Below are 15,925 nucleotides of genomic sequence, written 5' to 3'. Positions count from 1 at the left end.
ACGACGGCGGGTTCGAGCCTGCGCGCGGCTCTCAGGTCCGGACCAGGATCTTCCCCCGGACCTCGCGGCGGGCGATGCGGCCGATGGCGTCCGCGGTTTCGCTGAGCGGCAGCACCGCGTCCACATGGGCGGAGATCGCGCCCTCCGCCGCCCAGGCGAAGATGCGGGCGAGCTCGGCCCGGTGGGCCTCGGGCTCCTTCTCGGTGTGGGCGCCCCAGAACACGCCTCGAACGTCCGCGCCCTTCAGCATCGGCAGGTTGAGCGGCAACTTCGGGATGTCGCCCGCCGCGAAGCCGATCACCAGCAGCCGCCCGCGCCAGGCCAGCGCCCGCACCGCCGCCTCCGTGGCCTCGCCGCCGACGGGGTCGTAGACCACGTCCACGCCCCGGCCGTCGGTCAGCTCCTTCAGCCGGGTCTTCAGGTCCTCGCGCGCGTAGTCGATCCCGTCGTGCGCGCCGCGCTCGCGGGCGAAGGCCAGCTTGTCGGCGGAGGAGGCGCAGGCGATGACCCGGGCGCCCAGCAGAGCGCCGATCTCGACGGCGGCGAGCCCGACGCCGCCGCTCGCGCCCAGCACCGCCAGCGTCTCGCCGGGCTTCAGGTCGCCCCGGTCGGCGAGCGCGTGCAGCGTGGTGCCGTAGGTGATGATGATCCCCGCCGCCTTGTGGAGCGGCAGGCCGTCCGGCACGGGCGTCAGCGCCTCGGCGCGGACCACGACCTGCTCCCGGCAGGCGCCGTAGCCGAGATAGGCCGCGACCCGGTCGCCCGGCCGGACGTCCGCGACGCCGGGACCGACCTTCGCCACCACGCCCGACATCTCGCCGCCGGGGGAGAACGGCAGCGCGGGCTTCGTCTGGTAGCGGCCGGCGGTGATCAGCGTGTCGAAAAAGTTCAGCGCCGCGTAAGCCACGTCCACCACCACCTCGCCGGGGCCGGGCTCCGGCGCGGGCAGGTCGGCGAAGGTCAGCGCTGCGGGCCCCGACAGCTCGGAGCACAGGACGGCTTTCATGGGGTTTCCCGTCAGTTGGCGTCGGCGATGCCGTCGGTCCCGAGCCGACGTCGCAGGCGGCCGAAGGCGAGCCGGATGCGGGACTTGACGGTGCCGAGCGGCAGGCCCTGCGCGGCGGCGATCTCGCTGTGCGACAGGCCCTCGAAAAAGGCGAGCTGGACAAGGCTCTGCTGGTCGGCCGGCAGATCGGTCATGGCGCGCCGCACGAGCAGGTCGCGCTCCCGGCGGACGATCTCGGCGTCCGGTCCCGGCGCGTCGCAGGCGAGCTGCACCGCCTCGTCCACAGGCGCCGCCACGCCGCCGCCGCGGCGCAGCAGGTCGATGCGGCGGTTGCGGGCGATGCGGAACAGCCAGGTGCCGACCGAGGACTTCGCGGGATCGAACAGCGCCGCCTTGCGCCACAGCGCCAGCATGGCGTCCTGCGTCACCTCTTCGGCCACGGCCTCGTCGGCGCCGAGGCGCTGCAGATAGGAGGCGAGGCGCGGCGCGTAATGGTCGAACAGTTCCTCAAAGGCGGCGCGGTCCTGCGCGCAGGCGACCTGGCGAACGAGCTCCGCCATCCGTTCAGGCCCCGTCAGGTCCACCCGCACCCGCCCATGGCTCATGCCTCTCCGCGCGTCATCAGGCGCAACGTCGCGCCCCCTTCATACGCGCTTTCGGCGCGGCTCACCAATCCCTGACCATGGCGTGATCTTAAGCTCCCGGAAATGATCAAATTTTATAAACTTTTGCCGTAGGTTCCGCTTTGACCGCCGCGGCGCGCTCCCGCGCCCGCACGTTCGACATTCAACCGCCGCGCCCCTCGGCGGACAGACTGAAAGCGACGCCCGATGACCCTGCCCCTGCGCTCCGCCCTGTTCGCCACGATCGCCCTTGCTCTCGGCGGCGCCTCGTCGGGCGCGCTGGCGCAGGGCGCTCCGGCCGCGCAGCCGGTGGAGCTCGGCAAGTACAACGCCTGGACCGCCTATTCGGCGCCCGCCAAGAGCGGCAAGGTCTGCTATGCGCTGTCCCAGCCGTCGGCGCGCAAGCCGTCCGGCCTCAACCGCGATCCGGCGTATCTGTTCATCTCCAACCGGCCCCGCGAGAACGTGCGCAACGAGGTCAGCGTCATCATCGGCTTCCCGGCGAAGGCGGGCAGCGCCGTGGACGTGACCGTTCCCCGGGCCGGGCAATTCGCGCTCTACGCCAAGGACGACGGCGCCTTCGCCCAGTCCGTGGAAGAGGAGGCGAAGCTCGTGCGCGCCATGCGGGGCGCCTCGGGCGCCATGACCCTGAAGTCCACCTCCGTCCGCGGCAACGTCACCACCGACACCTACTCCCTGTCCGGCATCTCCGCCGCGCTTGACCGCATCGACCGCGAGTGCAAGTGAGCGGAGCGGCCCAGGGGCGTCAGGCCGGGTAGTCCACCTGCGTCAGGAACAGGCCGTCGGGCGGGGCCATGGGCCCGCAGGCCCGGCGGTCGGCCTTGGCGAGCGCCGCGGCCAGATCGTCGGCGCTCCAGCGGCCGATCCCGACCTGAACCAGCGACCCCACCATCGACCGCACCTGATTGTGCAGGAACGAGCGGGCGTTGGTGCGCACCGCGACGACGCCGCCCTCCTCCCGCGTCACGTCCAGCCGGTCGAGCGTGCGCACCGGGCTCGCCGCCTGGCACTCCGAGGCGCGGAAGGTGGAGAAGTCGTGCCGGCCGAGCAGGCGCTTGGCGGCCGCGTCCATGGCCGCCACGTCGAGCGGCCGGGGAATGCGCCACGCCCGGCCGAGCTCCAGCGCCAGCGGCGCCCGGCGGTCCACCAGCCGGTAGACGTAATGCCGCCGGAGCGCGGAGAAGCGGGCGTCGAAGTCGTGCGGCGCGCAGGCCGCCTCCAGCACCGCCACCGGCTGCGGCCTCAGGTGGGCGTTGATGGCGTCGCGCACCGTGTCGGCGCGCCAGTCGCGGGCGAGATCGAGATGGGCCACCTGCCCGCTCGCATGCACGCCGGCGTCGGTGCGCCCGGCGCCCTTCACCGCCACGGTCTCGCCGGAGAAGGCGAAGGCCGCCGCCTCCAGCGCGCCCTGCACCGAGGGGCCGTTGGCCTGCCGCTGCCAGCCGGCGAAGGGCGCGCCGTCATATTCGACCAGCAGGCGGTAGCGCGGCATCAGCCGAGCCGCGTTCCGGGCCCCAGCCGGGCGCCGTTGAGGAAGGCCGCGGCGTCGGTCGCGCCCTTGCCGGCGCGCTGCAGCGTCACCAGCCGCACCGCGCCGTCGCCGCAGGCGACGGTCAGCCGGTCGTCCAGCGCCTCGCCCGGCGCGCCGCGTCCTTCGCCGAGCGTGGAGCGCAGGACCTTGACCCGCTCCGGGCCGCGCGGCCCCTCGAATTCGAACCACGCGCCCGGAAACGGCGACAGGCCGCGGATGTGGTCGTGGACCTGACGCGCGGGCCGCGACCAGTCGATCCGCGCCTCCGCCTTGTCGATCTTGGCGGCGTAGGTCACGCCCTCCTCGCCTTGCGGCCGGAAGGCGAGGCCGCCGCGGCCGAGCGCGGCCACCGCGCGGCCCATGAGGTCGGCGCCGAGACGGCTCAGCCGGTCGTGCAGCTCGCCCGCGGTCTCGTCCGGCCCGAGCGTCACCCGCTCGGCCATGCCGACCGGGCCGGTGTCGAGCCCCGCCTCCATGCGCATGGCCATGACCCCGGTCTCGGCGTCGCCGGCCATCACCGTGCGCTGCAGCGGGGCCGCGCCGCGCCAGCGCGGCAGCAGCGAGGGATGCAGGTTGAGCGCGCCCAGCGGAAACAGGTCGAGCGCCGCCTGCGGCAGGATCAGCCCATAGGCCACCACCACCGCGGCCTCCGCCTCGAAGGCGGCGAGTTCGGCCAGCGCGTCCGCCGTCTTCAGCGAGGCGGGCGTGCGCACCGGCAGACCGAAGCCTTCGGCCAGAGCGTGGACCGGGCTCTTGCGCAGCTCCATGCCGCGCCCGGCCGGCTGCGGCGCGCGGGTGTAGACCGCGGCCACGTCGTGGCCCTGACCCACAAGTTCGGAAAGGGTGGGGACCGCGAAGTCGGGCGTTCCCATGAAGATCAGGCGCATGGGCGTCCTCGCCGTCCTGCGGGCGGCCGGATCAGGCCTCGACCGCCTCGTCGCCGCCCCGCCGGTCGCGCCGCGGGAAGGACGGCAGCTGGCCGATGGCGCGCGCCTTCTCGAACTTCTTGACCACCCGGTCGCGCTTCAGCTTCGAGATGTGGTCGATGAACAGCACGCCGTTCAGATGATCGATCTCGTGCTGGATGCAGATGGCGAGCAGGCCTTCGCAGGCCATCTCCTGCGCCGCGCCGTCCCGGTCGAGATAGCGCACGGTCACCTTGGCCGGGCGCTCCACCTCCTCATAGTAGTCCGGGATCGAGAGGCAGCCCTCGTCATAGACCTGCGTCTCCTCGGACGACGCCACGATCTCGGGATTGACGAAGGCCAGCGGGGCCGGCTCCTCGTCCTTGCCCGCGAGGTCGATGGTCACCACCCGCTTCGCGACCCCGATCTGGATCGCGGCGAGGCCGATGCCGGCGCTGTCGTACATGGTCTCGAACATGGTCTCGATCAGCGCGCGCGTCTCGTCGTCCACGCGCTCCACCGGCGCGCTCACGAGACGGAGCTTGGGATCGGGCAGATAGACGAGCGGCGCGACGGACATGGGGACCACAGGCGCTGGAAAACGACGGAAGATCGGGGGCGAATAGGCCCTTGCGGTGCAAGCGTCAACATGTTCTTTATTTGTTCTTGAACATGATCGGTCTTGCGTCCGCTTGGGCGCGTGTGGCGTTTTCTGGTCCGGCTCTGTCCCATGAACGAACCGCTTCTGCGCATCGGCGAACATATGGTCACGCTCGGCGAGGCTCTGGCCGGGCTCGGCGCCGCGGCGGTGGCGGCGCTCCTGCTGCTGCTGGTCGCGGTGGCCCGCTCCGGCGCCGCCCGACGGCGCGAGGCGGAGGACGCCGAGATGCGGCTTGAGAATCTCGAGAGGCTGCAGGCGGAGGCCACCGGCCGGCTGCAAGCCTTCGCCTCGGCGCTCGGGGCGCGGCAGGCCAATCTCGCCCGCGGCGTGGCGGAGCGGCTGGACGCGGTGGGCGCGCGGGTGGGCGAAGGCCTCAACGCCAGCGGACAGGCCACCGCGGAGCAGCTGCAGCGGCTGGAGGCCCGGCTCGCGGTGATCGACGCCGCCGGCGCCCAGATCGGCGCGCTGGCGGGCCAGGTGACGGACCTGCGCGCCATTCTCGCCAACAAGCCGGCGCGGGGCGCCTTCGGTCAGGGGCGGATGGAGGCGATCCTGCGCGACGCGCTGCCGCCGCAGGCCTACGCCTTCCAGGCCCGCCTCTCCACCGGCGTGCGGCCGGACGCGCTGATTCGCCTGCCCGGCGACCGGCGCGGGCTGGCCGTGGACGCCAAGTTCCCGCTGGAGGGCTTCGAGCGGCTGCGACTGGCCGAAAATCCCGAGGCGACCAAGGCCGCGGAGACGCGGGTGCGGCAGGACGTGGGCCGCCACATCGCGGACGTGGCGGAGAAGTATCTGATCGCCGGCGAGACCCAGGACGTGGCGCTGCTGTTCGTGCCCTCCGAGCAGATCCACGCCCAGCTCGCCGAGAGCTTCGACGACGTGGTGCAACGGGCGCACCGGGCGCGGGTGCTGATCGTGTCGCCCTCGCTGCTGACGCTCGCGGTGCAGGTGGTGCAGGGGCTGACCCGTGACGCGGCGCTGCGCGATCAGGCCCATCTGCTGCAGGCGGAGGTGGGCCGCCTGCTGGACGACATGCGCCGTCTGGCGGAGCGGGTGGACAAGCTGAAGCAGCACTTCGGGCAGGCGTCCGGCGACCTCGACCAGATCGCGATCTCGGCGGAGAAGATCGCGCGGCGCGGCGCGCGGCTGGAGCAGATGGAGCTGGGGCCCGCGCCCGCCGCCGAGACCCTGCCCAACCCGCTGCGGCGCGACGCGGCGGAGTGAGCCGCGCGGCCGCGCTCTGCTACGAACGAGCCGTCAGGCGCCGTCGGCCGCGGCGTCCGGGTCCTGCATGGCCTGTCGCGCGGCCTCCCGGTGCCGGTCGCGGATGTTGAGGCTGACCGCCGCGATCGCCGCGGCGATCACGCTGGCGTCGTCGGTGAAGCCCGCGAAGGGGATGAAGTCGGGGATCAGGTCGATGGGCGTGATGAAATAGATCAGCGCGCCCAGAAGCGTCAGCCGCACGGTCGACGGCGTCTCCTCGTCCAGAGCGCAGTAGTAGGCTGCAAGCAGATCCTCCGCGAACGGCAGCGAACGCAGCAGCCGCTTCGCCTTGGGCCAGAACTCGCTCCGCACCCGGCGGAGCTGGGACCTGAGATCGTTCATGCGGTCGGGCTCCCTCGGCATGCGAGATGGGAACGGCGGCGGCGACGGTCAAGCCGGCGCGGCCTCCGCGTCCGCCAGCGCCTCGATCGCCTCCATGTCGTCGTCGGACAGGCCGAAATGATGGCCGATCTCATGCACCAGCACATGGGTGACGATGGCGCCCAGCGTCTCGTCATGCTCCGCCCAGTAGTCGAGGATCGGCCGGCGGTAGAGATGGATCACGTTCGGGAACTGCCCGGTGCGCGGCGCGGCCTCGCCCTGCGCGAGGCCGATCCCGGTGAACAGGCCGAGCAGGTCGAACTCGCTCTCCGCCTCCAGCTCCTTCAGCACGTCTTCGGTCGGAAAGTCGTCCACCCGCACCACCACGCCGCTGGCGAGCGCGCGGAACTCCTCCGGCAGCCGGGCGAAGGCCTCGTCGGCCAGCCGCTCCAGTTCGGCGAGATCCGGCGCCGCGGCGCGTCCCCAGTCGATGGTCATCGCCCCGCTCCCCCCGTCGTCAGATCGATCAGCGCCCAGAGCGCGAGGCCCGCGGTCGCCGCCAGCGCCAGCCCCCGCCCGGTCCGCCGGGCCCACAGCGCCACCCGGTCGTCCGGCGCGTCGCCGTGGCCGTCGCCGATGGTGGCGCGGGCGGCGCCCCCCAGCGCGTCGTCGGCGTGGATGCGCGGCTTCGAAGCGGCGGGCGAAACGGAGACGGGGTCAGGGCGCGTCATGGGCGCAGCGGATCATGTTCGCGGGCCGGAGAAAAGGCCCGCGCCGGGTCCCTGCGCAGGCGCAGCGTCCAATGGCGGAGGCGGCCTCATGGAACCGGAAGCCCCGCTCGCGCGATGAACACGGCGTGAACCGACGCTTCAGGACCACGTCATGCAGGACGGGGCACACTGACCTTCAAGAACGGGCCGCACTGTCCGGTCCGGAACAAGACCAACGACAACGAGGAAACCAATCATGCGCCGTTTCATCGCCCCTCTCGGTCTGGCCTTTGGCGTCGCCATGGCCGCTTTCGCCGCCGCCCCCGCGAGCGCGGCGCCCGTGACCCGCAGCGTGCTGACCGTAACCGACGCCGCCGCGCCGGCCGCCTGCCGCACCGTGGAGCGCCGCGTGCGCAGCAACGGCGTGACGCGCATCACCCGCACCCGCGAATGCACCCGACCCCGCGTGGTGGAGCGCCGCGTGTACCGTGACGATCGCCGCGTCTACCGCGACGACCGGCGTCATTACCGCGCCTATGACCGTCCGCGCCACCAGCAGCCGGGCCTGACCATCAACGTCCGCTAAGGCGAGCGACGGCTGAAATGGAAAGGGCCGGCCCGGTCGTCATCCGGGCCGGCCCTTTCATGTGAACGCGCCACGCGCGCCGGTCAGGAGCGCAGCAGCGCGTCCACCTCGTCCTGACGGATGGCCTCGCCCGCCGATTGGGGGCCGTGCAGCAGCAGTTCGCGCGCCCGGGCCTCGCGCTGGTCGACCGAATCGCCGCCGCCCGGCGTATCGGCGTTGGGCTCGACCGCGGCGGCGAAGCGCCCGACCCGCTGCTCGATGTGCTGCAGCGTCTCGATCACGCGCGCGATGCGCTGGCCGGTGATGTCCTGGAACGAGCAGGCCTCGAAGATCGCCATCACCTTGGCGTTGGCGACCTCGCGCAGGGTGTCGTCGTCGCGGTTCACGGCCGAGAGGATGTCTTCGGCGCATTCCATGATCTGGTTGGTGGCGTCCTCGGTCGCGCCCACGATGGCCCAGAGGTCCTCGCCGGCTTTCGGCAGCCGGTTGGCCTTCAGGTCGCTCGGCTCGAGCGCCGTGATCTCGGCCCGCATCTTGCCGATGTAGTCCGCGATGTCGCGCAGTTCACGGTAGATGGCGGCGTCGATTGAGGCGAAGAACGCCTGCATGGAGGCGGCGGTGATCTCCGCCAGCGCCACCACGTCCCGGAACGAGGTCGCGCCGTCGGCGGCGCGGGTGGCGTCCAGATAGGCGCGCATGCGCGCGAACTGCCGTTCCGCTTCCGTCTCGGACGTTCGCGAGGCCGGGCTCATTCTCCGAACACCGCGTCGATCTTGGCCTTCAGCGTCTCGGCGTTGAACGGCTTGACGATGTAGTTGTTCACGCCCGCCTTCTTGGCCGCGATCACGTTCTCGGTCTTCGATTCCGCCGTGACCATGATGAAGGGCGTGCGGTTGAGCTTTTCGTCCGCGCGCACCTCGCGCAGAAGCTCGATGCCGGTCATGGGCTCCATGTTCCAGTCGGAGATGACGAGGCCGTAGCGCTTGTCGCGCATCTTGCCGAGCGCCTCGGAGCCGTCCGCCGCCTCGTCCACGTCCTCGAAGCCGATCTGCTTCAGCAGGTTCCGGATGATGCGCAGCATCGTCTTGTAATCGTCGACGATAAGCACCGGCATGGTGGGGTCGATCGCCATGGCGAACGCTTCCTCGTTGTCTGGGGTTGCGCGTCAGCGGGCTCCCCGTCCTTCCCGATGTCGGCTCCGCGCCCGAAGGCGGACGGCCGATCCTTTCCTGTCTACCGTTGCAGGGTTGATTTTCGGTTTAGCGCCACGGAGAGGACGGCGCGCCGGAGCGCTCTCTTCGCCGCCCGTCGTCATCCGAAAGGCGCGTTGCACCGCAGCGAAGGCCGCCGCAGAGTGCCGCGGCTTTCGCAATCAGCCTCACGGGCTCCCATGAACGCCGCCTTCCAGCCGACGGATCCTTCGGTCGACCACGTCGACCAGATCGCGTTCGAAGATCTCGTCATCGGCCAGACCGCCGAAATCCGGCACGAGGTGTCGGAGGAGGGCGTCAGGACTTTCGCTCATCTGACCGGCGACACGAACCCGATCCATCTGTCCGAGGCTTACGCCGCGAACACCCGCTTCGGCGGCCGCATCGCCCACGGCCTCTACACCGCGAGCCTGATCTCGGCCGTGCTCGGCACCAAGCTGCCCGGGCCGGGCGCCGTCTACCTGTCCCAGACCATGAAGTTCCGCGCGCCTGTGCGCCTCGGCGACGTGGTGGTGACCCAGGTGGAGATCACCGCGCTCGATCCCGGCCGCCAGCGCGCCACGTTCTTCTGCACCTGCTCGGTGGGCGACAAGGTGGTGCTCGACGGCGAGGCCCAGGTGATGGTGCCGAGCCGCAGCGAGATCGAGGCCGAACTGGCCTGATTCTCACGCCGTCATCGGCGCGTCGTCCGTTCTGTTGATTCTCCGGCTCCGATCGGCTTAATCGGTCGTGTGCGCCGCAACGTGCGGCGCCGTTGCGAGAGGAGCGGAGACGAAATGACGGATCATCCGGTGTACGCGAAGATTGACGGCCCGATCGTGATGATCGGATTCGGCTCGATCGGTCGCGGAACGCTGCCCCTGATCGAACGCCATTTCGAGTTCGACCGCGAACGGTTCTTCTTCATCGACCCGAGCGATCACAACAAGCACATCCTGGACGCGCACGGCTACGAGCTGATCCAGAAGCACGTCACCAAGGAAAACTATCGCGAGCTGCTGACGCCGCTGTTGACCAAGGGCGGCGGCCAGGCCTTCTGCGTCAACCTGTCGGTCGACACCGGCTCGGCGGACCTGATCGCGCTGTGCCAGGAGCTGGGCGCGCTCTACATCGACACGGTCAACGAGCCGTGGCTCGGCTTCTATTTCGACAAGACCAAAGGCCCGTCGGAGCGCTCCAACTACGCGCTGCGCAACATGACGCTCGATCTGCGCCGGCGCTCGCCCAAGGGCCTCACCACCGCCGTCTCCACCTGCGGCGCCAATCCCGGCATGGTGTCGTTCTTCGTCAAGCAGGCCGCGCTGAACGTGGCCGCCGACCTGAACCTGAACACCCCCGAGCCGACCACCCGCGAGGAGTGGGCCGCCCTGCTGCGCCAGATCGGCGTCAAGGGCGTCCACATCGCCGAGCGCGACACCCAGCTCACCAAGCAGCCCAAGCCCCGCGGCGTGTTCCTGAACACCTGGTCGGTGGAGGGCTTCATCTCCGAGGGCCTGCAGCCGGCGGAGCTCGGCTGGGGCACCCACGAGACCTGGAAGCCGGACACCGCCCGGGAGCACGACGACCCGAACGCGGCGGCGATCTATCTGATGCAGCCGGGCGCCGCCACCCAGGTGCGCACCTGGTGCCCGACGCCGGGGCCGCAGTACGGCTACCTCGTCACCCACAACGAATCGATCTCGATCGCCGACTACTTCACCGTCCACGAGGACGGCAGGGCGGTCTACCGCCCGACCTGCCACTACGCCTACCACCCGGCGGACGTGGCGGTGCTGTCCTGGCACGAGCTGTTCGGCGCCGAGGGCGAGGTGCAGAAGACCCTGCACGTTCTCGACGAGGACGAGCTCGAGGAGGGCGTCGACGAGCTGGGCGTGCTGCTCTACGGCCACGCCAAGGGCGCCTACTGGTTCGGCTCGCAGCTCTCGCTGGAGGAGGCGCGCAGCCTCGCGCCCTACCAGAGCGCCACCGGCCTTCAGGTCACGTCCGCCGTGCTCGCCGGCATGGTCTGGGCGCTGGAGAACCCGAACGAAGGCATCGTCGAGACCGACGAGATGGACTTCAAGCGCTGCCTCGAGATCCAGGGCCCCTATCTCGGGCCGGTGAAGGGCTACTACACCGACTGGACCCCGCTTCATAACCGCCCCGGCCTGTTCCCCGAGGATCTGGACGAGAGCGACCCCTGGCAGTTCCGCAACTTCCTGGTGCGCTGAACGCCCGTCTGGACCTTCGCGCCTGGCGTCATGCTTGAGGCGGGCTCACGCCCGTCCGGCCCGGCGGCTTTCGGCGGAACAGGCTGATCGTGACGTCAGCCTCCCCTTCACCCGGCTCTTCGGGCCACCTCTCCCCGCTGGGGAGAGGTGGAGAACGGCGCCGCTTGCGCACCTCTCCCCGGCGGGGAGAGGTGGGATGACTGCGTCATCTAGGTGAGGGGGAGCGATGAGCGCAGCAAGGACCGCGAGCGGTCTCGGGCATGACGGGCTCCTGACGCGCGCTCTGCGACAGGTCCCGAACAGGCGCTGAGCGGCGTCGGCCGCAGACCTGACGATCACGGCCGCGTCCCTCCGGGGGCGCGGCCTTTTCGTGTCCGCCATCGGGCCGCGCGAAAAAATCCTCCGCCTCGCCGCCGGTGTTCCCCAGGGAACGGCGGCCGCGGGCCAAACCCCGGAAAGTCGCTGCATCGAGAGCGGACGCCGCGACGGCGAACGCTCCGCGGACGGGGCGGGATGGTCCCCCTCGCCGCTGAACGGGAGCAACGACCATGGCCGACATCATCGACCCCAAGGGCAACCTGTCCAACCGCGCGTTCAACGACAACGGCCCCTTCGGCGCCCACAGCCTGCTCGGCGACACCCTGTCCGCGCTCGGCGGCGACGACGTCATCACCGTGCGCGGCGGAAACGACACCGTGTTCGCGGGCGAAGGCGACGACGTCATCTACGACCGCGCCACCGCCGTGATCGGCTCCGGCGACGACCGCTTCTACGGCGAGGGCGGGAACGACACCATCGGCGGCGGCGAGGGCAAGGATTACATCAACGGCGGTTCGGGCGACGATTTCGTCGGCTACTCCGCCAGCCCGACGGCGGTGAGCGTGGACCTCACCACCGGCCGCGGCGGCGGCGCCTCCAACAGCCACTCCTTCGGCGACCGCTACGTCAGCATCGAGAACGTGGTCGGCTCCGGCTACGCCGACACGATCCGCGGAAACGCCGGCGCCAACCGGCTTTACGGTCGCGACGGCAACGACACGATCCGCGGCGAGAACGGCGACGACCGGCTCTACGGCGAAAACGGGCGCGACACGCTCTATGGCGGCCTGGGCGAGGACTTCCTCTCCGGCGGCGCCGGGAACGACACGCTGCTCGGCGGCGCCCAGGACGACATCCTGCAGGGCGACGCCGGCGACGACACGCTCAACGGTCAGGGCGACGACGACCGCCTGCTCGGCGGCGACGGCGACGACACCCTGATCGGCGAAGCGGGCGACGACACGCTCGAGGGCGGCGCGGGCCTCGACACGCTGGACGGCGGGATCGGCGTCGACATCCTCACCGGCGGCGCAGGGAACGACGTGCTCGACGGCGGCGCGGGCGCGGACCGCATCGACGGCGGGACGGGCGTGGACACGCTGGCGTTCAACACCGCGCTCGGCGTGGAGGTGAACCTCGCCACCGGCCGCGGCGCCTTCAACAACGCCCAGGGCGACACCTACGCCAACATCGAGAACGTCACCGGCGGGTCCGGCGCGGACCACCTCATCGGCGACCGCAACGCGAACCGGCTGCTGGGCGGCCGCAACGAGGACACGCTGAACGGCGGCGGCGGCGACGACGTGCTCGACGGCGGCGACAACGACGACCACCTGATCGGCGGGTCCGGCGATGATCGCCTGCTGGGCGGCGACGGCCGCGACCGGCTGGAAGGCGGGACCGGCGCGGACGTCTATTACGGCGGCGCGGGCGACGACGTGCTGATGGACTTCCAGGTGGCGAGCCGTCCCACCGCCTTCGCCAGCGCCGACGAGATGCATGGCGGCTCTGGAAACGACCAGCTGTTCGCCTTCGGCGGCGCCGACGCCCTGTTCGGCGACAGCGGCGACGACCTGCTTGACGGCGGGCTCGGCGCCGACGCGCTGAACGGCGGGACCGGGAACGACCGGCTGATCGGCGGCCAGGGCGCCGACACGCTGACCGGCGGCCGCGGTTCGGACACCTTCGTGTTCACGTCCGCCTCCGACAGCGGCGTGGAGATCGGCGCCAGCGACCGCATCACCGACTTTTTCCGCGGCTTCGACACAATCGACCTGTCGGGGATCGACGCCGACACGGGGCTTTCCGGCGATCAGGCCTTCCGGCTGGTGCAGCTCCCCGACGCCGATCCCACCGGCCAGATCCGCGTCTTCGCCGATCAGGCCCAGGGCAAGACCTTCGTGCAGGGCTTCGTGGATGCGGACGGCGCGGCGGACTTCGTGATCGAACTGGCGGGCGTCCACACCCTGACCCAGAGCGACTTCATCCTCTGAGCGTCAGGACCTCCAGAAGGCGCGGGGCGTCGCCGGGATTTGACCCGGCGGCGCCCCGACGTCATTTTGCGGCGCGCCGCCCGATAACCCTCGCGCTCCCCTGGTCCCGGACCCGCCGTCGATGATCGAGATCACGCCCACGCTGGCGATCCACGAGGACGAGATCGAGGAAAGCTTCGTGCGCGCCTCCGGTCCCGGCGGCCAGCACGTCAACAAGACCTCGTCCGCGGTGCAGATCCGCTTCGACGCCCGCCGGTCGCGCTCGCTGCCGAACGACGTGGCGATAAGGCTGATGAAGCTCGCGGGCGCGCGGCTGACGCTCGACGGCGTGATCGTGCTCACCGCCCAGAGCCACCGCAGCCAGGCCCGCAACCGGGAGGAGGCGGTGGCGCGTCTGGTGGAGATGATCCGCGAGGCGAGCGTCCGCCCCGAGCGGCGGCGCGCCACCCGCCCGACGCGGGCTTCGGTGGAGCGGCGCCTGACCTCCAAGGGCAAGCAGTCCACCGCGAAATCGCTGCGCGGCCGGGTGCGCGGCGACGACTGAGCGCCGCGGCGTCCGAAGTCCGACTCTACCGTCATGCCCGAGCTTGCCTCGGGCATCCACGACTTGGGTGTTCGGGCGTCCGTCAAAGATGAAGTCGTGGATGCCCGCGAAGGCGGGCATGACGGGTTTAGATTTGACGCGGCTTCCGACGCGCGGCAGGCCCAGCGTCCTTCCGTCAGTCGAAGATGTCGCCGTGCTCTTCCACGTAGACGGCGAGGCCGAGCGTGTGGTCCAGCGCGTGGCGTTCGGCGAGGTCGCGGTCGCGCTTCTCCAGCGCCTCGATGATGGCGAGGTGCTCCACGATCGAGCGGCTGGCGCGGTCGTCGCGGCCGATGGTGAGCTGGCGCAGGCCGCGCACGTGGACCAGAAGGTTGGCCGTCATCTCCGCCAGCGTGCGGGAGCCGCTGAGGCGGATGATGGTCTGGTGGAAGCGGATGTTGGCGTCGGAATACTCGTGCACGAAGTCGGACGGCTTGTGGCCCTCGTCGAACTTCTCGAACAGCGTGCGCAGCTTCTTGATGTCGGCGTCGGAGGCGTTCTCGACCACGAGGCGGGCGGCCATGGCCTCCAGCGCCGCCCAGGCCTGGATCATCTCCACCACTTCGCGCTTGGTCTTCTTCAGCACCATGATGCCGCGGCGCGGCATGGACTTGACGAAGCCCTCCTGCTCCAGCATCGCCACCGCCTCGCGCACCGGCGTGCGGCTGACGCCCAGGCGCTCGGAGAGCTGGCGCTCGTCGATCCAGGTCGGCTCCGGCGTGGAGTAGATGTCCATGTTGAGGATCGCCTGCTTCAGCGCGGCGTAGACCTTGGCCTTGAAGGTCTGCTCCGGCGCGAAGCGCTCCAGCACCAGATCGGACGCCGGCTCGTCCGGCGCAGGCCAGCGCAGCGGTGCTTTCACGGGCGAAGTCTCCTCACAACGGTCGGTGCGTGGTCCGCGCAATACCAGACGCCAGCGCGGCCATCATACGCGCCTTTCGGACGGCGCTGCGGGAACAGCCTGTCCCGCATGCGGTTTTAGCGCCTGTGCGACAATTTCGCGTCGCGTCCGGCGGCGAGCTGGCATTCTACTCAATCAGAATGCGAAAAGGGACGGCCCTGATCGGCCGTCCCCAGTTTCCATCATCGCCTGTCCCGAAGGCTCAGAGCGAAGCGCCGGCCACCTTCTTCGGCGCGCCGCCCTCGCCCCTGATGAGTTCGACGAGGGTTTTTCCGAGTCGTGCGGGGGATGGGGAGACGCGGACGCCGGCGTCCTCCATGGCGGCGATCTTGTCTTCGGCTCCGCCCTTGCCGCCGGAGATGATCGCGCCGGCGTGGCCCATGCGGCGGCCGGGGGGCGCCGTGCGGCCGGCGATGAAGCCCACCGTCGGCTTCTTCCGGCCCCGCTTCGCCTCGTCCTTCAGGAACTGCGCCGCGTCCTCCTCCGCCGATCCGCCGATCTCGCCGATCATCACGATCTGCTCCGTGCGGTCGTCGGCCAGGAACATCTCAAGCACGTCGATGAACTCCGTGCCCTTCACCGGGTCGCCGCCGATCCCCACCGCCGTGGTCTGGCCGAGGCCCTCCTGCGTCGTCTGGAACACCGCCTCATAGGTCAGCGTCCCCGACCGCGACACCACGCCCACCGTCCCGCGGGTGAAGATGTTGCCCGGCATGATGCCGATCTTCGACTCCCCCGCCGTCACCACGCCCGGGCAGTTCGGCCCGATCAGACGGGTCTTCGACCCCTCAAGCGCCCGCTTCACCCGCACCATGTCCAGCACCGGCACGCCCTCGGTGATGCACACCACAAGCGGGATCTCCGCCGCGATCGCCTCGAGGATCGCGTCCGCAGCCCCCGCCGGCGGCACGTAGACCACCGACGCGTCCGCGCCCGTCGCCTCGCGCGCCTCGGCCACCGTGTCGAACACCGGCAGGTCCAGATGCGTCTGCCCGCCCTTGCCCGGTGCCACGCCGCCCACGACCTTGGTGCCGTAGGCCAGCGCCTGCGTCGAATGGAACGTGCCGTTCTTCCCCGTGAA

Annotated in this window: 19 protein-coding genes; 7 read left to right on the top strand and 12 right to left on the bottom strand. The window is 70.8% G+C overall.

Translation table 11 applies throughout. From position 1 onward, the window contains the following. Positions 1–31 precede the first annotated feature (31 nt). Both PKE85_RS00695 and PKE85_RS00690 read right to left on the bottom strand, forming a co-directional pair. Positions 32–1,006, bottom strand: coding sequence for an NADPH:quinone oxidoreductase family protein (locus PKE85_RS00695; RefSeq protein WP_271202873.1), 975 nt, complete (start codon positions 1,004–1,006; stop codon positions 32–34). 11 nt (positions 1,007–1,017) lie between these two features. Further along, positions 1,018–1,611 (bottom strand): sigma-70 family RNA polymerase sigma factor, encoded by a 594-nt coding sequence (locus tag PKE85_RS00690; protein ID WP_271202872.1) that lies wholly within the window; start codon positions 1,609–1,611, stop codon positions 1,018–1,020. Between the two features lie 225 nt (positions 1,612–1,836). On the opposite strand from PKE85_RS00690, the gene PKE85_RS00685 reads away from it, so the two are divergent. Then, complete coding sequence (locus PKE85_RS00685) at positions 1,837–2,376, top strand: invasion associated locus B family protein (RefSeq protein WP_271202871.1); 540 nt, start codon at positions 1,837–1,839, stop codon at positions 2,374–2,376. Positions 2,377–2,395: 19 nt separating this feature from the next. Here the strand turns inward: PKE85_RS00685 and truA are convergent, their stop codons facing one another. From truA to def, 3 genes are read right to left on the bottom strand one after another with little or no spacing between them, the layout of a single operon-like run. Next, complete coding sequence (gene truA / locus PKE85_RS00680; protein WP_271202870.1) at positions 2,396–3,142, bottom strand: tRNA pseudouridine(38-40) synthase TruA; 747 nt, start codon at positions 3,140–3,142, stop codon at positions 2,396–2,398. Continuing rightward, positions 3,142–4,068 (bottom strand): methionyl-tRNA formyltransferase, encoded by a 927-nt coding sequence (gene fmt / locus PKE85_RS00675; protein WP_271202869.1) that lies wholly within the window; start codon positions 4,066–4,068, stop codon positions 3,142–3,144. The genes truA and fmt overlap by 1 nt, the downstream gene beginning before the upstream one ends. A gap of 31 nt (positions 4,069–4,099) precedes the next feature. Next, a complete protein-coding gene (gene def, locus PKE85_RS00670) occupies positions 4,100–4,666 on the bottom strand; it encodes a peptide deformylase (RefSeq protein WP_271202868.1) in 567 nt (188 codons plus the stop codon). Positions 4,667–4,816: 150 nt separating this feature from the next. On the opposite strand from def, the gene PKE85_RS00665 reads away from it, so the two are divergent. Further along, positions 4,817–5,971 (top strand): DNA recombination protein RmuC, encoded by a 1,155-nt coding sequence (locus PKE85_RS00665; protein ID WP_271202867.1) that lies wholly within the window; start codon positions 4,817–4,819, stop codon positions 5,969–5,971. A 33-nt stretch (positions 5,972–6,004) separates the two neighbouring features. On the opposite strand, the gene PKE85_RS00660 is transcribed toward PKE85_RS00665, so the two are convergent. From PKE85_RS00660 to PKE85_RS00650, 3 genes are read right to left on the bottom strand one after another with little or no spacing between them, the layout of a single operon-like run. Beyond that, positions 6,005–6,352 carry a YkvA family protein gene (locus PKE85_RS00660; RefSeq protein WP_271202866.1) on the bottom strand — a complete coding sequence of 116 codons (348 nt, stop codon included), beginning with the start codon at positions 6,350–6,352 and terminating at the stop codon, positions 6,005–6,007. A 48-nt stretch (positions 6,353–6,400) separates the two neighbouring features. Then, positions 6,401–6,829 (bottom strand): metallopeptidase family protein, encoded by a 429-nt coding sequence (locus PKE85_RS00655; protein WP_271202865.1) that lies wholly within the window; start codon positions 6,827–6,829, stop codon positions 6,401–6,403. After that, complete coding sequence (locus tag PKE85_RS00650; RefSeq protein ID WP_271202864.1) at positions 6,826–7,062, bottom strand: hypothetical protein; 237 nt, start codon at positions 7,060–7,062, stop codon at positions 6,826–6,828. Before PKE85_RS00650 ends, PKE85_RS00655 begins: the two co-directional genes overlap by 4 nt. A gap of 235 nt (positions 7,063–7,297) precedes the next feature. On the opposite strand from PKE85_RS00650, the gene PKE85_RS00645 reads away from it, so the two are divergent. Then, a complete protein-coding gene (locus PKE85_RS00645; RefSeq protein ID WP_271202863.1) occupies positions 7,298–7,627 on the top strand; it encodes a hypothetical protein in 330 nt (109 codons plus the stop codon). 83 nt (positions 7,628–7,710) lie between these two features. Here PKE85_RS00645 and PKE85_RS00640 read toward each other — a convergent pair whose 3' ends face one another. Both PKE85_RS00640 and PKE85_RS00635 read right to left on the bottom strand, forming a co-directional pair. Further along, positions 7,711–8,379, bottom strand: coding sequence for a protein phosphatase CheZ (locus PKE85_RS00640; RefSeq protein ID WP_271202862.1), 669 nt, complete (start codon positions 8,377–8,379; stop codon positions 7,711–7,713). Continuing rightward, the gene (locus tag PKE85_RS00635; protein ID WP_271202861.1) at positions 8,376–8,759 is read right to left on the bottom strand and encodes a response regulator; all 384 of its coding nucleotides are present in this window, start codon (positions 8,757–8,759) and stop codon (positions 8,376–8,378) included. The genes PKE85_RS00640 and PKE85_RS00635 overlap by 4 nt, the downstream gene beginning before the upstream one ends. 258 nt (positions 8,760–9,017) lie before the next feature. Between PKE85_RS00635 and PKE85_RS00630 the strand changes: the two genes are divergently transcribed. From PKE85_RS00630 to arfB, 4 genes are all read left to right on the top strand, one after another. Beyond that, positions 9,018–9,500, top strand: a complete 483-nt coding sequence (locus PKE85_RS00630; RefSeq protein ID WP_271202860.1) for a MaoC family dehydratase — start codon at positions 9,018–9,020, stop codon at positions 9,498–9,500. Positions 9,501–9,614: 114 nt separating this feature from the next. Next, a complete protein-coding gene (locus PKE85_RS00625; protein ID WP_271202859.1) occupies positions 9,615–11,048 on the top strand; it encodes a homospermidine synthase in 1,434 nt (477 codons plus the stop codon). Between the two features lie 548 nt (positions 11,049–11,596). Then, positions 11,597–13,360 carry a calcium-binding protein gene (locus PKE85_RS00620; RefSeq protein WP_271202858.1) on the top strand — a complete coding sequence of 588 codons (1,764 nt, stop codon included), beginning with the start codon at positions 11,597–11,599 and terminating at the stop codon, positions 13,358–13,360. Positions 13,361–13,481: 121 nt separating this feature from the next. Then, positions 13,482–13,904 carry an alternative ribosome rescue aminoacyl-tRNA hydrolase ArfB gene (arfB, locus tag PKE85_RS00615; RefSeq protein WP_271202857.1) on the top strand — a complete coding sequence of 141 codons (423 nt, stop codon included), beginning with the start codon at positions 13,482–13,484 and terminating at the stop codon, positions 13,902–13,904. 175 nt (positions 13,905–14,079) lie between these two features. Here arfB and PKE85_RS00610 read toward each other — a convergent pair whose 3' ends face one another. Together PKE85_RS00610 and sucD are read right to left on the bottom strand one after the other, a co-directional pair. After that, positions 14,080–14,805 carry a GntR family transcriptional regulator gene (locus PKE85_RS00610; protein WP_271202856.1) on the bottom strand — a complete coding sequence of 242 codons (726 nt, stop codon included), beginning with the start codon at positions 14,803–14,805 and terminating at the stop codon, positions 14,080–14,082. Between the two features lie 241 nt (positions 14,806–15,046). Continuing rightward, positions 15,047–15,925: succinate--CoA ligase subunit alpha (sucD, locus tag PKE85_RS00605; RefSeq protein ID WP_271202855.1), on the bottom strand; the 879-nt coding region annotated here is incomplete at its 5' end.

Origin of the sequence: Methylopila jiangsuensis (assembly GCF_027922305.1) — a bacterium.
GTDB lineage: Bacteria > Pseudomonadota > Alphaproteobacteria > Rhizobiales > Methylopilaceae > Methylopila > Methylopila jiangsuensis.
This window is presented reverse-complemented; position numbering and strand designations above follow the sequence as displayed.

Excerpts from the sequence above, each read along its gene's own strand:
- PKE85_RS00655 (WP_271202865.1), bottom strand. The coding sequence starts at position 6,829 with ATGACCATCGACTGGGGACGCGCCGCGGCGCCGGATCTCGCCGAACTG.
- arfB (WP_271202857.1), top strand. The coding sequence starts at position 13,482 with ATGATCGAGATCACGCCCACGCTGGCGATCCACGAGGACGAGATCGAG.
- PKE85_RS00620 (WP_271202858.1), top strand. The coding sequence starts at position 11,597 with ATGGCCGACATCATCGACCCCAAGGGCAACCTGTCCAACCGCGCGTTC.
- fmt (WP_271202869.1), bottom strand. The coding sequence starts at position 4,068 with ATGCGCCTGATCTTCATGGGAACGCCCGACTTCGCGGTCCCCACCCTT.
- PKE85_RS00690 (WP_271202872.1), bottom strand. The coding sequence starts at position 1,611 with ATGAGCCATGGGCGGGTGCGGGTGGACCTGACGGGGCCTGAACGGATG.
- PKE85_RS00695 (WP_271202873.1), bottom strand. The coding sequence starts at position 1,006 with ATGAAAGCCGTCCTGTGCTCCGAGCTGTCGGGGCCCGCAGCGCTGACC.
- PKE85_RS00630 (WP_271202860.1), top strand. The coding sequence starts at position 9,018 with ATGAACGCCGCCTTCCAGCCGACGGATCCTTCGGTCGACCACGTCGAC.
- PKE85_RS00645 (WP_271202863.1), top strand. The coding sequence starts at position 7,298 with ATGCGCCGTTTCATCGCCCCTCTCGGTCTGGCCTTTGGCGTCGCCATG.
- PKE85_RS00660 (WP_271202866.1), bottom strand. The coding sequence starts at position 6,352 with ATGAACGATCTCAGGTCCCAGCTCCGCCGGGTGCGGAGCGAGTTCTGG.
- def (WP_271202868.1), bottom strand. The coding sequence starts at position 4,666 with ATGTCCGTCGCGCCGCTCGTCTATCTGCCCGATCCCAAGCTCCGTCTC.
- PKE85_RS00665 (WP_271202867.1), top strand. The coding sequence starts at position 4,817 with ATGAACGAACCGCTTCTGCGCATCGGCGAACATATGGTCACGCTCGGC.
- PKE85_RS00635 (WP_271202861.1), bottom strand. The coding sequence starts at position 8,759 with ATGGCGATCGACCCCACCATGCCGGTGCTTATCGTCGACGATTACAAG.
- PKE85_RS00650 (WP_271202864.1), bottom strand. The coding sequence starts at position 7,062 with ATGACGCGCCCTGACCCCGTCTCCGTTTCGCCCGCCGCTTCGAAGCCG.
- truA (WP_271202870.1), bottom strand. The coding sequence starts at position 3,142 with ATGCCGCGCTACCGCCTGCTGGTCGAATATGACGGCGCGCCCTTCGCC.
- PKE85_RS00685 (WP_271202871.1), top strand. The coding sequence starts at position 1,837 with ATGACCCTGCCCCTGCGCTCCGCCCTGTTCGCCACGATCGCCCTTGCT.
- PKE85_RS00640 (WP_271202862.1), bottom strand. The coding sequence starts at position 8,379 with ATGAGCCCGGCCTCGCGAACGTCCGAGACGGAAGCGGAACGGCAGTTC.
- PKE85_RS00625 (WP_271202859.1), top strand. The coding sequence starts at position 9,615 with ATGACGGATCATCCGGTGTACGCGAAGATTGACGGCCCGATCGTGATG.